This window comes from Shinella daejeonensis (assembly GCF_024281235.1).
In the GTDB taxonomy this organism is placed as follows: domain Bacteria; phylum Pseudomonadota; class Alphaproteobacteria; order Rhizobiales; family Rhizobiaceae; genus Shinella; species Shinella daejeonensis.
The window spans coordinates 1,184,880-1,197,682 of sequence record NZ_JAHWXY010000001.1 but is presented as its reverse complement, the minus strand read 5'-3'; the positions used below and the strand labels follow the sequence as shown (position 1 = coordinate 1,197,682).

General features: G+C 64.5%; 13 protein-coding genes. 7 read left to right on the top strand and 6 right to left on the bottom strand.

Going from position 1 to position 12,803, the window contains the following annotated elements:
- Positions 1–2: 2 nt before the first annotated feature.
- From KYK29_RS05760 to KYK29_RS05750, 3 genes are read left to right on the top strand one after another with little or no spacing between them, the layout of a single operon-like run.
- The gene (locus tag KYK29_RS05760) at positions 3–824 is read left to right on the top strand and encodes an ABC transporter permease (RefSeq protein ID WP_254689875.1); all 822 of its coding nucleotides are present in this window, start codon (positions 3–5) and stop codon (positions 822–824) included.
- A complete protein-coding gene (locus tag KYK29_RS05755; protein WP_254689874.1) occupies positions 821–1,729 on the top strand; it encodes an ABC transporter ATP-binding protein in 909 nt (302 codons plus the stop codon). The genes KYK29_RS05760 and KYK29_RS05755 overlap by 4 nt, the downstream gene beginning before the upstream one ends.
- Positions 1,726–2,733 carry an ATP-binding cassette domain-containing protein gene (locus KYK29_RS05750; RefSeq protein ID WP_254689873.1) on the top strand — a complete coding sequence of 336 codons (1,008 nt, stop codon included), beginning with the start codon at positions 1,726–1,728 and terminating at the stop codon, positions 2,731–2,733. The genes KYK29_RS05755 and KYK29_RS05750 overlap by 4 nt, the downstream gene beginning before the upstream one ends.
- Positions 2,734–2,825: 92 nt before the next feature.
- Here KYK29_RS05750 and KYK29_RS05745 read toward each other — a convergent pair whose 3' ends face one another.
- From KYK29_RS05745 to nirK, 3 genes are all read right to left on the bottom strand, one after another.
- On the bottom strand, positions 2,826–4,337 hold the full coding sequence (locus KYK29_RS05745; protein WP_254689872.1) for a catalase: 1,512 nt from the start codon (positions 4,335–4,337) through the stop codon (positions 2,826–2,828).
- Positions 4,338–4,533: 196 nt separating this feature from the next.
- A complete protein-coding gene (locus KYK29_RS05740) occupies positions 4,534–5,931 on the bottom strand; it encodes a DUF2793 domain-containing protein (protein WP_254689871.1) in 1,398 nt (465 codons plus the stop codon).
- A gap of 150 nt (positions 5,932–6,081) precedes the next feature.
- A complete protein-coding gene (gene nirK / locus KYK29_RS05735) occupies positions 6,082–7,626 on the bottom strand; it encodes a copper-containing nitrite reductase (RefSeq protein WP_254689870.1) in 1,545 nt (514 codons plus the stop codon).
- Positions 7,627–7,860: 234 nt separating this feature from the next.
- Between nirK and KYK29_RS05730 the strand changes: the two genes are divergently transcribed.
- The 4 genes from KYK29_RS05730 to KYK29_RS05715 all read left to right on the top strand — a co-directional run bounded on the left by KYK29_RS05730 (position 7,861) and on the right by KYK29_RS05715 (position 10,423).
- Positions 7,861–8,136: a DUF2249 domain-containing protein gene (locus KYK29_RS05730; protein ID WP_254689869.1), complete on the top strand. Its 276-nt coding sequence runs from the start codon at positions 7,861–7,863 to the stop codon at positions 8,134–8,136.
- A 90-nt stretch (positions 8,137–8,226) separates the two neighbouring features.
- Positions 8,227–9,579: a hypothetical protein gene (locus KYK29_RS05725; RefSeq protein WP_254689868.1), complete on the top strand. Its 1,353-nt coding sequence runs from the start codon at positions 8,227–8,229 to the stop codon at positions 9,577–9,579.
- Between the two features lie 5 nt (positions 9,580–9,584).
- Positions 9,585–10,118, top strand: coding sequence for a DUF2249 domain-containing protein (locus KYK29_RS05720; RefSeq protein ID WP_254689867.1), 534 nt, complete (start codon positions 9,585–9,587; stop codon positions 10,116–10,118).
- Positions 10,119–10,123: 5 nt separating this feature from the next.
- Positions 10,124–10,423 carry a metal-sulfur cluster assembly factor gene (locus tag KYK29_RS05715; protein WP_254689866.1) on the top strand — a complete coding sequence of 100 codons (300 nt, stop codon included), beginning with the start codon at positions 10,124–10,126 and terminating at the stop codon, positions 10,421–10,423.
- Between the two features lie 19 nt (positions 10,424–10,442).
- Here the strand turns inward: KYK29_RS05715 and KYK29_RS05710 are convergent, their stop codons facing one another.
- The 3 genes from KYK29_RS05710 to KYK29_RS05700 all read right to left on the bottom strand — a co-directional run bounded on the left by KYK29_RS05710 (position 10,443) and on the right by KYK29_RS05700 (position 12,196).
- Positions 10,443–10,922 (bottom strand): RrF2 family transcriptional regulator, encoded by a 480-nt coding sequence (locus tag KYK29_RS05710; protein ID WP_254690091.1) that lies wholly within the window; start codon positions 10,920–10,922, stop codon positions 10,443–10,445.
- 42 nt (positions 10,923–10,964) lie between these two features.
- Positions 10,965–11,189 (bottom strand): hypothetical protein, encoded by a 225-nt coding sequence (locus KYK29_RS05705; RefSeq protein WP_254689865.1) that lies wholly within the window; start codon positions 11,187–11,189, stop codon positions 10,965–10,967.
- Positions 11,190–11,329: 140 nt separating this feature from the next.
- Positions 11,330–12,196 carry a sulfurtransferase gene (locus KYK29_RS05700; protein WP_254689864.1) on the bottom strand — a complete coding sequence of 289 codons (867 nt, stop codon included), beginning with the start codon at positions 12,194–12,196 and terminating at the stop codon, positions 11,330–11,332.
- Positions 12,197–12,803: the final 607 nt, after the last annotated feature.

Sequence of the window (12,803 nt, the reverse complement as noted above, 5' to 3'; positions counted from 1 at the left end):
CAATGCGTTTCGGCTTCAATTTCCTGCTCGGTGCGTTCCTGACGGCCCTCGTCATCCTCGCCGGCGTTCTTGCGCCATGGATCGCGCCTTTTGATCCGGTGCTCGACGCCGATCTGATGAATTTCGAGATGCCGCCGGACGGCACTTTCTGGTTCGGCACCGACGGGCAGGGGCGGGACGTCTACAGCCGCATCCTCTATGGCGCACAGATCTCGCTGACGGTCGGTATCGTCTCGCAGGTGATCAACTCGATCATCGGCGTTACGCTCGGCATGACCGCCGGCTATTGGGGCGGCTGGTGGGACGATCTCGTGAACGGTTTCACCAACGTCATGCTCGCCATTCCGTCGCTGATCTTCGCGCTTGCCGTGATGGCGGTGCTGGGTCCCGGTCTGGCGTCGCTTCTGATCGCGCTCGGTCTTACCAACTGGAGCTGGACCTGCCGCATCGCCCGTTCATCGACGCTGTCGCTGAAGTCGCAGGGCTATGTCCAGGCGGCGCAGACGCTCGGTTACGGGGACCTGCGCATCATGTTCACGCAAATTCTGCCCAACATGATGGGGCCGATCCTCGTCATGGCGACGCTCGGCATGGGGTCGGCGGTGTTGTCGGAAGCGGCGCTCTCCTTCCTCGGCCTCGGCATCCAGCCGCCGTTTCCGAGCTGGGGCTCGATGCTGACGGATGCGCGCCAGCTCATCCAGATCGCGCCCTGGGTGGCGTTCTTCCCCGGTATCGCCATCTTCCTGTCCGTGCTCGGGTTCAACCTTCTGGGTGACGGCCTGCGCGACAGTCTCGATCCGCATATGAGGACGCGCACCCGATGACGCAACCGCTGCTCGATGTCGATGGCCTGAAGGTGGACGCCCTGTTCGGACGCTATGCGCATCCGATCATCAGGGACGTCTCGTTTCGCATCATGCCGGGGGAAGCCTATGGTCTCGTCGGCGAGTCGGGGTCCGGAAAATCGGTGACGTCGCTTGGCGTGATGGGCCTGCTCAAGAAGCCGCTGAGGGCGGCCGGTGGCGAGATCCGGTTCAAGGGCCGCAATCTCCTTACGCTGCCGAAACGGGAGATGCGCCGCCTGCGCGGCAATCGCATCGCCATGATCTTCCAGGAGCCGATGACCGCTCTCAATCCGCTTTCGACCGTCGGGCGGCAGATCGCGGAGATGTTCGTGCTGCATCAGGATAAAAGCTGGGCGGAGGCGCGGGAGCTTGCGGTCAAGGCGCTGGAGAGCGTGCGCGTTCCCAATCCCGACCGGCGGGCGCGGAACTATCCGCACCAGATGTCGGGGGGGATGCGCCAGCGGGTGATGATCGCCATGGCGCTTGCCTGTAATCCCGACCTGCTGATCGCCGACGAGCCGACCACGGCGCTGGATGTGACGGTTCAGGCCGAGGTGCTGCGCCTGATCAAGGACCTCTGCGCCGAACGCGGCACCGCCGTCCTGTTCATCAGCCACGATCTCGGGGTGATCGCCAGCATCTGCCAGCGGGTGGGCGTGATGTATGCCGGTTGCCTGGTGGAGGAAAACGAGACGCGGGCGCTGTTCAGCAATCCCCGCCACGAATACACACGCGGTCTGCTGGGAGCGCTTCCCCGCCTCGGCAGCCGCAGCCTGCACGGCCGCCAGCGTCTCGTCGATATCGACAGCATCATCGCCGATCGCTCGGCGTTGACCGAGACGCGATTCATCGCGCCGCGCGACGGGCAGGAGGAGCGCCCATGACGATCTCGACGGCGACGCCTGCGGATGGACCCCTGTTGCAGGTGGACGACCTGCATGTCCGCTTTCCCATTTCCGGCGGCGGCCTGCTCGGGGCGGGACGGCGCATGCTGCATGCCGTCAACGGCGTCAGCTTCGCGCTCGCCAAGGGTGAATGCCTGTCGATCGTCGGTGAATCGGGCTGCGGCAAATCCACGACGGCGCTTGCGATCCTCGGTTTGCAGGAGCCGACGGACGGCACGATCCGCTATCGCGGCCGGATGCTGTCGGGACCGGGCGCGCCCGGCCGGATGCAGCGCGCCAAGGCGGTGCAGATGGTGTTTCAGGATCCCTATGCCTCGCTCAATCCGCGCCAGTCCGTCCGGGCTTCGCTCGCCGCTCCGCTTCGCCTGCACGGGATCACGGCCGCATCGGAGATTTCCGACCGGATCGAGGCGATGCTGGCCGATGTCGGCCTGACCCCCGAACAGGCCGTTCGCTACCCGCATGAATTCTCGGGCGGCCAGCGCCAGCGTATCGGCATTGCCCGTGCGCTGATCCTCGAACCGGAGATCGTCGTGCTCGATGAGCCGGTCTCGGCGCTCGATGTGTCGATCCGCGCCCAGATCATCAATCTTCTCCTCGATCTTCAGGAAAAACGCGGGCTCTCCTATGTCATGATCAGCCACGACCTCAGTGTGGTGGAGCACATGAGCGACCGGGTCTGCGTGATGTTTTTCGGCCAGATCGTGGAGGAGGGCGGCTGGCGGCAGATATTCGAGACGCCGGCCCACCCCTATACGCGCCGGCTGATCGCCGCCATTCCCGATCCGGAAGTCGCCATGGGGCGGCGGGCCGGGGCGGAACGCTTCGCCGGCGTGCCCTCGCCGCGGGGGCGTGATTTCGTGTCCGACGGCCGTGTCGCGCCGGATGTCTTCGTGCCGCCTGCGCCGTCCGAACTCGTCGAGATCGCGCCGGAGCATCGGGTGCGGCTGGCGCTTTCGGCGCGATCGGCTGACGTGCCGTAATCCATTCGCCGGTGTTCCCGGGCAATCCGGAAACGATGAAGGGACGCAGGGGGAGACCCTGCGTCCCTTCGTTCGACAATCCAGGCGGTGGGTCAGGCCTGACCCATGCCCTCGGCCGGCTTCCTGCCGGCGTGCTGTTGAACCTTTTCCTCGATACGGCGACCGACGTCGGCATCGACGCTCTTCCAGTAGTCGATGGCGCGGCCCAGTACCGGTTCGCGAACGCCGCCGAGCAGGCTGCCGGCGACGGTCTCCACCAGCGCCGTGCGCTGCGCGTCGTTGAACACCTCGCGCACGAGGATGCTGGGCTGGCCGAAATCGTCATCGTCGCTGCGCAGCGTATAGGCGCTGCGCACCATGTCGCCATCGGTTTCCCAGCTTTCCGGCATCGCCCCGGTCTCGTCCGCCCATTTGCGTCCGCCGCTGTTCGGAGCGTAGACCGGCGCATTGCCGCTGTGATGATAGGTCATCTGGCCGTCGAACATGTAGGTGTTCACCGGCACCTTGGGCTGATTCACCGGCAACTGGTGGAAGTTGGTGCCGATACGGTTGCGCTGCGCGTCGGCATAGGCGAAGGCGCGGCCGAGCAGCATCTTGTCGGGCGACAGGCCGATGCCGGGGACGGTGTTGCCCGGCGAGAAGGCGGCCTGCTCGATCTGGGCGAAGAAATTCTCCGGATTGCGGTTGAGCGTCATCTTGCCGACCTTGACCAGCGGATAGTCGGCATGCGGCCAGGTCTTGGTCAGGTCGAAGGGATTGATCCGGTAGGTCTTGGCGTCCTCATAGGGCATGATCTGCACGGAAAGGATCCAGCTCGGACAATCGCCGCGGGCGATGGCGTCGAACAGGTCGCGGCGGTGGAAATCCGCGTCGGAGCCGGCCATGGTCGCCGCTTCCTCATTGGTGAAGAACGCCATGCCCTGTTGCGTGTGGAAGTGGTACTTCACCCAGAACTTCTCGCCCTTGGCGTTGATCCACATATAGGTGTGCGAGCCGTAGCCGTTCATATTCCGCCAGCTGCGCGGCAGGCCGCGCTCGCCCATCAGATAGGTCACCTGATGCGCGCTCTCGGGATTGTTGGTCCAGAAGTCCCATTGCATGTGGTTGTCGCGCAGGCCGGAATCGGGAAGCCGCTTCTGGCTGCGGATGAAATGCGGGAACTTCATCGGGTCGCGCACGAAGAAGATCGGCGTGTTGTTGCCGACGAGGTCGTAGTTGCCTTCGTCCGTGTAGAATTTGAGCGAGAAGCCGCGCACGTCGCGCCAGGTGTCGGGGCTGCCCATCTCGCCGGCGACGGTGGAAAAGCGCGCCAGCATTTCGGTCGAGGCGCCCTTCTGGAACAGTGCCGCACTGGTGTAGGCCGAGACGTCCTCGCTGGTCTCGAATACCCCGAACGCGCCGGCGCCCTTGGCGTGCGGCTGGCGCTCCGGAACCTTCTCGCGGTTGAAATGGGCCATCTGCTCCAGGAAATGCACGTCGTGCAGCACGATCGGGCCGTCAGGGCCGATGGTCAGCGAATTGCGGTCGCTCGGCGCGGGTGCGCCGGAACCGGTGGTGGACTCGACGGCCTGGCCACCACGAGCGTGTTTTTCCTGATCGGACATAAGGTGTTCCTTCTGTAAGCGGCGAGATACGCCGTCCAAGCGGGTTTCCGGCAAGGTTACGGCGAAAGATTCCTTCGTTCAAGCCCAAGGAACGGGGCGACCGGCGCCTGTTGCGGTATCGGCCGGCCCGGCGATCGGCGCGCCGTGGCGACCGCCTTCATGGACGGCAGCCACAGATTGTCGCCGCTGCCTCCGTTCAGGCATAGACGCCGCCGGACGATAGGCTGCCGGCCGCCGAGCCGGGAAGGAAATCGGCCGGTTTGCCATAGGTGTTGACGGTGCCGTTGGTGGTGACCGTGTATCGCCCTCCGGTTGCAGCGCCAATAAAGCTGTGACCCCAGAGGGACAGGCAGGAATTGGTGATCACGGAAGCGAAATGCGTGAAAGCGGGAACGCCGCTCAGCGTCGTCGTGCGATTGGTGGCCGTAAACTGCGCCAGGCCGATCAGGTTGATGTGGCGCTGGGCGCCGGCGGAGATGATGTAATCGTCCTCCACGGTCACCAATCCTCCCGACTGCGCGTGGATATGGGAGGCGTTGGCGCCGCACCATCCGAAGTCGATTAGGCCGATGGAAAGATCTCCCCCCACGCCGACACGAAAGGCGTTCTGCCAGTCGGCGAGCATCTGCATCTTGAGCCCCCTGACGGAGATCCGCGCGGAAGACACGGCGAGCGGACTGTTGATGATGACAGTGGAAGGCGAGGCTGTATTGCCGATGATCGACAGCAGCCCGCCGCCGAACAGCGGACGGGAAATCGTGGCGCCGGGATAGTTGCCGCCGGCAAGCCGGATGGTGACATCGTAAATGGAGCAATCGAGCTTCGCCGCCTCGTCGACCGCCTTTTGCAAGGTCGCGAAAGGGGCGCCCGCCGAAAGGCCGCTGTTGCTGTTGGAGCCCGTTGGGCTGACATGATAGGTGCGGTTGGCGAGGAGCTGCTCGCGCATGCCGCTGACGCCGGCGGGAAAGGCTGCCTTGCCCGTCGTGCGGTCGATGACCAGCGCCTCGGTGAAGGCATCGCCGTCGGCGCTGACCTTGACATGGAAATTGTCGTCGCCGGCAAGGCCGAATTCGGCGCGCCCCGACCAGCCGGTCTGGAACAGGAGGGATGCGGTGTCGCCGGCGTCCGCCTTGTTGATCTTGAGCTGGTGGCCGGCGCCCTCATGGGAAAAGAGCGATGCTTCGCCGGAAAGCGCCAGCCGGTTGGGAGCGTCGGCGGTGGCGTTGATGCCGAGGCGGGCGGGCAGAACGGCGTCTGTCGTCGCCGGGCGCCATCCGGCCCCGTCGAAAACCAGAAGATCGAGGCTCGTCCCCGAACAGGCGATCCAGCCCGCCTGCGGCGAATAGAAACTCCATGCCCCTTCCTGCCAGGCGGCGATATCGCCTGCGCGATCCGTCCATGCGTCCGTGGCGTCGACGGGAACGATATAGCGGTCTCCCGCCTGCGGCAAAGCGGGCGGGGCGACAAGCGTCGTATCGATTACCGCCAGATGCACGAGCGCGTCGAGCGCCCGCAACGCCTCGTTATGGGTGACGTGTTTTTGCGCTTGGGCAGGAAGGATATAGGGAAGCGAGAGGTTTTCGGTCGCGGACATGGCGTGGCTCCTGTTGGTATCAGAAGCATAAGGCCGGGGGAGAATGCGGGGAAAACCGGTCGGGCTTTTACGGCCGGCCGTTCCGCCGGTGACGGCAAACCCCGCCGGCGGCCGGCGGGGCGATGGCTGCGGATCGATCCGCGGCGGGTCCTAGTTCTGCTGCCCGTCGTTTTCGACCGGGCCGCTATGCATGATGCCGTCGTTTTCCGGGCCATCGACGATCAGGTAGCCGGCAAGGCCGCGTTCAGCGCGCGAGAGGGCGTGGTCGACGAGGACATAATGGCCGCCCCGGTCGATCTTGAAGTCGACGATCGTCGCGCCGCCCGGTGGAACGGTGACGGTCTGCACGTTGGTCAGCGGCGGCGAGGTCACCGAGCCCATCGCATAGGCATGATCGAAGATTTCGCCGATCACATGGAAGGACGAGGTGAAGTTCGGCCCGCCGACGCCGAAATAGATGCGCACCGTCTCACCGGCATTGGCATAGAGCGGATGTGACTTGGTGAGCGCGCCGACGGATCCGTTGAAGAGGAAATATTCCGGATTTTCGGACAGCAGCTTGTCGTAATCCATCTCCATCTCGCCCTTGGTGCCGAACGGTTCGACGGTATAGAGCTCGCCCTGCATGACGTAGAATTCTCGGTCGACCTGCGGCAGGCCGCCTTCCGGCTCGACCAGGATCAGCCCGTACATGCCGCTGGTGATGTGGTGGGTAACGCTCGGCGTGGCGCAATGGTAGACGTAGATGCCCGGCTTCAGCGCCCTGAAACTCACCACAGCTTCTTCGCCAGGGGCGATCTGCGTGAAGTCGGCGCCGCCGCCGGGGCCGGTCGCCGCGTGGAAATCGACCGAATGCATCATGACGCTGTCGGCGGCGTTCTTGAGGTGGACCTCGACCATGTCGCCGACGCGTACGCGGATGAAGGGACCCGGAACCTTGCGGTCGAAGGTCCAGTAGACATAGGTCGTTCCGTCGTCGAGCCGGCCCTCCAGTTCGATCGTCTCCATATCGATGCGCACGGTTTGCGGCTGGCGCTGCCCGATGGGGCCGGGAAGATCGGCGGGATCGCGCACGATGTCGGCGACGTCCATGTCCATCGTCTCGCGGGGACCGGGCATCACCTGGATCAGGCCTTCCATCCCGGCCGCGCGGTGCCCGGCGATCGAGCAGAAGTAAGCGAATTCGCCGACCTTGTTGGCGACGAAGGAGAAGGTGGAGGATGCGTTCTTGCCGATGACGATCGATGAGCGTGCGGCATATTGGTCGATCACCACGTCGTGTTCGGCGCCCTCGCCATTGATGAGGTTGATCTGCACCAGCTCTCCCTCATGGACCATGAGGGTCGGGTTGACCTGGCCGTCTATATCGCCGCCGACGCCGATATAGACCATGCGTCCGGTCGCGATACCGGTCCTGAATGTGAAGACCGTGGCGCTCTGGTGGCTGACGGCGGGGCTCGATGCCGCCTCGCGGCCGGCGGCTGGCGCCGGCGCTTCCATCGCCGGTGTTTCGTCCGCCGCTCCATGATCGTGCGTCTGGGCGATTGCCGGGGAGAGAAACAGGCAGGCGAAGAGGCCGAGGATCGCCGCCAGAAACCGCGTCGGCGGGCGTTGACGCGCCTTGGTCGTCGCCCGGACCGTTTGCGATCCGCTTTCCGGATCGGCCGTCGGGATGGTTGTTCTTTTGCAGTTCATTGCCTTCTTCCTTTCACGCCTTGCCGGTTGATCTGGACATCACGCACGATACACAGCCGGCGGCTGCGTGCACACGGGATCGTGTTCGAATTTCTCTTACATCGGATTTTCCGCGATCTGTTTGCGCGCGAACAAAGTCGCCGCCGATCGAAGGCGGCTAGTATGCACGGGTTCCGGTCGGTCGGGCCGCATCCCTCCGGGACAGGATCGTTGCGGTCACAAGGAAACCCGATCATGCCCGAGGAACAGAGCAAGCCCGCCATCGATGTCCGTACGATTCCGCCGCACGAACGGCATCAGCGCATTTTCGGCATGCTGGGGGCGCTTGCGCCGGGATCTTCGATGCTGATCACCAGCGATCATGATCCCCGTCCGTTGCGCCTTCAGCTGGAGATGAATTTCCCCGGCAGTTTCGGCTGGGATTATCTCGATCAGGGGCCGGACGTCTGGCGCGTGGAAATCGGCCGGCTGCGGCACGAAGACGGCGAATGCGGCTGCGGCGGACATTGAGGCGATATTGCCGGCCTTCCGGCCGCGCATGCTTTGCAGGATTTCAACGGTCATGAGGACAGGGCCGCTTTGCGGCGAAGGTGAAACGATATGCAAGGTGCGACACTTTCCCGCTGGACCATGGCCTATTTCGCCGCCGCCTGTCTCATGCTCCTTGCCGGGCAGGGCCTGATGGTGGCGGGCTACGGCTATCCCGCCGCCGATATCGCCGCGCCGGAAACGCTCGTTCTCGTGCATGTGCTGGCAATCGGCTGGCTCAGCCTGCTGATGGCCGGCGCACTCCTGCAATTCGTGCCGGTGCTGGTCGCCCGTCCGCTTTCCGCAGCCCCGCTCGCCGCGCCGGCGCTGGCGCTCCTGCTTGCGGGGCTCGGTTTTCTCATCGCCGGATTCGTGGCCTTGTCGGGGGCGACCGACCTGCCGCTCTTCTTCATGCCGCTGGGAGGCGCATTCCTCGGTCTCGGCTTCGGCTTTGTCGCGATCATTCTTGCGGCCACGCTTTTTGCCGCCCGGCCCTTGCCCTTGCCCGCCTGTTTCGTCGCCACAGGCGTTGTGGCATTGCTCGGCGCGATCCTGCTTGGCGCAGCCTTCACGCTCGTCCTTTCGGGGGTGAGCGGGAACCCGTTTCTCGCCCGTCTGGTGGCCGGCGGGGTGGAGCTGCATGCCGTGCTCGGTCTCGGCGGCTGGCTGAGCGTAACGGCGGCGGGCGTCAGTTACCGCCTGCTTTCCATGTTCTTGCTGTCGCCGGAGACGGAGCGGCCGACGAGCCGGGCCGTCTGGTGGGTGGTCAGCCTAGCGATCGGCCTCGTCGTGGCCGCCGTTGCGACGGTTCTCCTTGCGGTTCCCGGCAAGGACGTTCTGTTCGTCGCGGCGCTGCTGCTGACGCTTGCCGCAGGCGTGCTTTACAGCGGCGACGTGCGGCAGATCTACCGGGCGCGCCGGCGCAGGCAGGCGGAACTCAATATCCGCGCGAGCTTTCCCGCCTTCGCGGCTCTGCTGTTGTCCATCGTTTTCGTCAATATCCCTATCGTCAGGACCGGCGAGGGGGTGGCGGCGATCACCTATCTTTTCGTCTTCGGCTGGCTGACGGGGCTCGGCCTTGCCCAGCTCTATAAGATCGTCGCTTTCCTGACCTGGCTGGAGGCCTATGGTCCGGTGCTCGGACGCGGCCCGGTGCCGCGCGTGCAGGACCTTGTCGACGAACGACAGGCCGCCGTCTGGTTCGTGCTTTATTACGGTGCGGTCGCGGCGGCAACGCTGGCGCTTTTCTGGGGGCATGCCGCGTTCTTTCGTGCGATGGTCCTGTTGCAAACGGTCGCGACGCTGGTGCTGATGCGGGAATTCGTCCGCGCACGCCGGCTGTCGGCGGTTCCGGCGGCGACGCGCGCGCCGGCCGGTTTCGTGCGGCCGCATCTGTTCTGCCCCCCGTCCGCTTCAAGGAGATGAGAACCATGCCCGATGTTTCCACCCAGACTCCGCCGAGGGAGCTTGACGTACGGCCGATCCTCAAAAGCGGCGGCGAGCCGTTCCAGGCGATTATGGCGGCCGTGCAGGCGCTCGAACCGGGGCAGGGGCTGCGCCTTCTCGCGACGTTCCATCCGGTGCCGCTGCTGCAATTCCTCGCCAATCGTGGATTTGATCATGTATCCCGCGAGATCGGTGATGGGGACTGGGAGGTGCTCTTCACGCCGCAGGGTGCCGAGTCTCCGGTCGAGATCTCCTACGACGCGGATAGTCCGGAAGCCTGGCCCGACCCCGGCCTGCATCTCGACCTGACCGATCTGGATCCCCCCGAGCCCATGGTCCGTATCCTCGCCGCAGCCGAAAGACTGGGGCCGGGAGAGGTCCTTTTCGCGCTGCTTTCGCGCGAGCCGCTGTTCCTCTTTCCCGAACTGGTCGCGCGCGGCCTTCAGTGGGTCGGCAATTTCGACGAGGCGGGTGCGACCTATCGCATCCTCGTGCGCGCCGGCCGGGCAAAGGGGTAGGTGCGATGGACGAGGAGGAAAAGGCGAGCCTTGCTGCGGCGATCCGCGAGGCGCTGCGGGTGATCATCGATCCGGAGATCGGTGGGAATATCGTCGATCTCGGCCTCATCTATGCCATCGATGTCGAGGACGGCGGCATCGCCCGGGTCGCCATGACCACGACCACACGCGGTTGCCCGGCGAGCGACTATCTCAAGGATGCGGTGTCGACCTGTGTCTGGGATGTGCCCGGCGTCGAATATGCCGAAGTGCGGCTGACCTACGAGCCGCCGTGGACGCCGGACATGATGGCGCAGGCGGAGTGAGCGGACCGGGCGCGTGGCCTCAACGCCCGGCCGGCCGGCTTTCCGGCAGCAGCGGCCCGCGAACCCTTCCCGGCTTCGGCGGCGGTGCGAGGAAATCCCGTTCGGAAAGCAGGATATCGGCAAGCGTATAGCGGTCGAAAGTGGCGACGAAGGCGTTGAGGGCGTCGTTCAGCACCATGGGCAGCTTGCAGCAGCCGGTTATGGCGCAGCGATTGCCGGCGGTGAAACATTCGACCAGTCCGAAATCCGGCTCGGTGGCGCGCAAGACCGCACCGAGATTGACCTCGCCGGGGGATTTCGCCAGCGTGAAGCCGCCCGCCCGTCCGCGCACGCCTTTCAGATAGCCCGCTCTGGTCAGGATATTGACGACCTTCATCAGATGGCTGCGGGAGATGCGGTAGACGCGGGCGGTCTCCTCCACCGTCACCAGCCGATCCTTCGCGGCCGCCGCATAGAATAATACACGCAGCGCATAGTCGCTGAGAGTGGTCAGGTGCATCATGCCTCCCTGTTCAGCCGGCGGGACGGTGACATTCGCCGCCTATGCCTCGACTGCCGCCAGCCAGTCCTTGAGAAGACCCTGATCCTCCTTGGAAAAGCGTGCGCGGCGTTTCAGATCGGCGAAACTGTCGTCGGAATGACAGCGGTCATAGGCTTTTGCGGCGCGCGCCTCCAGCGCTGCGCGCAGGGCCGTGTCATCCGGACCGATGGGGCGCAGGAGCCCGTTCGTGGAGATGTAGAGCCGCTCATGGGTCGCTGACGTCATGGCTGGTCCCGCCTGTCTTCTCATGCGTCCTTCTTATCCGATAAAAGATATATTTTCAATATATCTTTGGGGACGATAAAAACGAAGCCGCCCTCGCGACAATGGCCGCGAGGGCGGAAGGATTGCCTGTGCGGCCTTGCCTATTTGCCGAGCCAGACGGTGCCGCTCCGGTTGACCACCGGGACGCCGACGGCATTGCCATATTCGGTCCAGGAGCCGTCATAGTTGCGGGCGTCGTAGCCAAGGAGGCGTTTCAGGGCGAACCACGTATGGCTCGACCGTTCGCCGATACGGCAATAGGTGATGACCGGGCTCGATCCGTCGATACCTTTTTCGGCATAGATGCGGCGGATCTCCTCAACGGGTTTATAGGTGCCGTCGTCGTTGACGATGGTCGCCCACGGCACGTTTTCCGCGCCCGGAATGTGCCCGGCCCGGATCGACAGTTCCTTGACGCCTTCGGGGGCGAAGATCTTGCCGAGGTATTCGTCGGGCGAGCGGATGTCGACGAGCTTGCCGTCGACCCGGCCTTCCGCGAAATCGAGCGTATTGACGAGGCGGGCGCGAAGACTGTCGTCGCGCTCGGGCAGTTCCAGCGTCGTGGCGGCATAGGTCGGGACTTCGGCCGTCTGCGGCAGGCCGCGCGCTTCCCAGAGCTTGCGGCCGCCGTCGAGCAGTTTGGCGCGTTCGCCGAAGCCGTAGACGTCGAGAACCCAGACGCCCCAGGCGGCGAACCAGTTGTTGTGATCGCCGTAGATGATGACCGTCGTATCCTTGTCGACGCCGGCGCGGCGAAGCTGCTCCTGCAATTTCTCGCGTGAGGCGATGTCGCGGTTCACGGTGTCGACGAGATCGGTGTGCCAGTTGAGGTCGACGGCGCCGGGGATATGGCCCTTCTCATAGACGCCGGTGTCGACGCTGACTTCGAAGACCCGCACCTTGGGATCATCGAGATGGTCCTTCAGCCAGTCCACCGTCACGAGGGAATCGGTTGCTGCTTTCGTCATGGCTTTCAATCCTTTCCTTGCAGATAGTCCGTCCGGGATCAGCCGAGGCGGCCCCCGCGCCATCGTTTCGATGGCGGCGGCGCTTGCTTGCCAGACGCTGGAATTCCGGTGTTTTCCACGGGTCGAGCGGGACTATCGACCATGCGTCGCAGCGCAGACAAACGAATGATATTGCGTCTTCAATGCAAAAGAATTGCAGCCATTGCGAGTTGAGATGCCTGTTCCACGATAGCAGCGCGCGGCGTGGCGGACGTTTTGCGGCAAAGGAAATTCCTGGGACAACATTCCCCTCGGCCGTTTGCTATTTTTTTCGGCAAGCCGGTGTCGGGCTTTTCCGGGGACGGGAGCGGAGCCCTGATGATATCCCGGTTGAGTGCAATTTTCTTGCGGTCAAGTGGCATTTAATTCCGTTTGCCAACTGCTTTCGGCCTGCTCCACACTCTTTCCAACCGCTGCGGAGCGCGCCGGTCCACGGAATTGACGAACCGCAACAACGCCTTGGCCGTGTCGGGGGCCGAAGCCCGACGTTTATATCCGGTCCCGCGGCATCCATCAGGCCAGATCGTGCGGACCGGTTGCAGGACAGCACCGGGGCGGGTCTCCAAGG

Bases quoted from the DNA above. Each gene is read 5' to 3' on its own strand.
- KYK29_RS05730 (WP_254689869.1), top strand. From the start codon at position 7,861: ATGCCCGAGGAACAGAGCAAGCCCGCCATCGATGTCCGTACGATTCCG.
- KYK29_RS05720 (WP_254689867.1), top strand. From the start codon at position 9,585: ATGCCCGATGTTTCCACCCAGACTCCGCCGAGGGAGCTTGACGTACGG.
- KYK29_RS05755 (WP_254689874.1), top strand. From the start codon at position 821: ATGACGCAACCGCTGCTCGATGTCGATGGCCTGAAGGTGGACGCCCTG.
- KYK29_RS05760 (WP_254689875.1), top strand. From the start codon at position 3: ATGCGTTTCGGCTTCAATTTCCTGCTCGGTGCGTTCCTGACGGCCCTC.
- KYK29_RS05700 (WP_254689864.1), bottom strand. From the start codon at position 12,196: ATGACGAAAGCAGCAACCGATTCCCTCGTGACGGTGGACTGGCTGAAG.
- KYK29_RS05745 (WP_254689872.1), bottom strand. From the start codon at position 4,337: ATGTCCGATCAGGAAAAACACGCTCGTGGTGGCCAGGCCGTCGAGTCC.
- KYK29_RS05725 (WP_254689868.1), top strand. From the start codon at position 8,227: ATGCAAGGTGCGACACTTTCCCGCTGGACCATGGCCTATTTCGCCGCC.
- nirK (WP_254689870.1), bottom strand. From the start codon at position 7,626: ATGAACTGCAAAAGAACAACCATCCCGACGGCCGATCCGGAAAGCGGA.
- KYK29_RS05705 (WP_254689865.1), bottom strand. From the start codon at position 11,189: ATGACGTCAGCGACCCATGAGCGGCTCTACATCTCCACGAACGGGCTC.
- KYK29_RS05740 (WP_254689871.1), bottom strand. From the start codon at position 5,931: ATGTCCGCGACCGAAAACCTCTCGCTTCCCTATATCCTTCCTGCCCAA.
- KYK29_RS05750 (WP_254689873.1), top strand. From the start codon at position 1,726: ATGACGATCTCGACGGCGACGCCTGCGGATGGACCCCTGTTGCAGGTG.
- KYK29_RS05710 (WP_254690091.1), bottom strand. From the start codon at position 10,922: ATGCACCTGACCACTCTCAGCGACTATGCGCTGCGTGTATTATTCTAT.
- KYK29_RS05715 (WP_254689866.1), top strand. From the start codon at position 10,124: ATGGACGAGGAGGAAAAGGCGAGCCTTGCTGCGGCGATCCGCGAGGCG.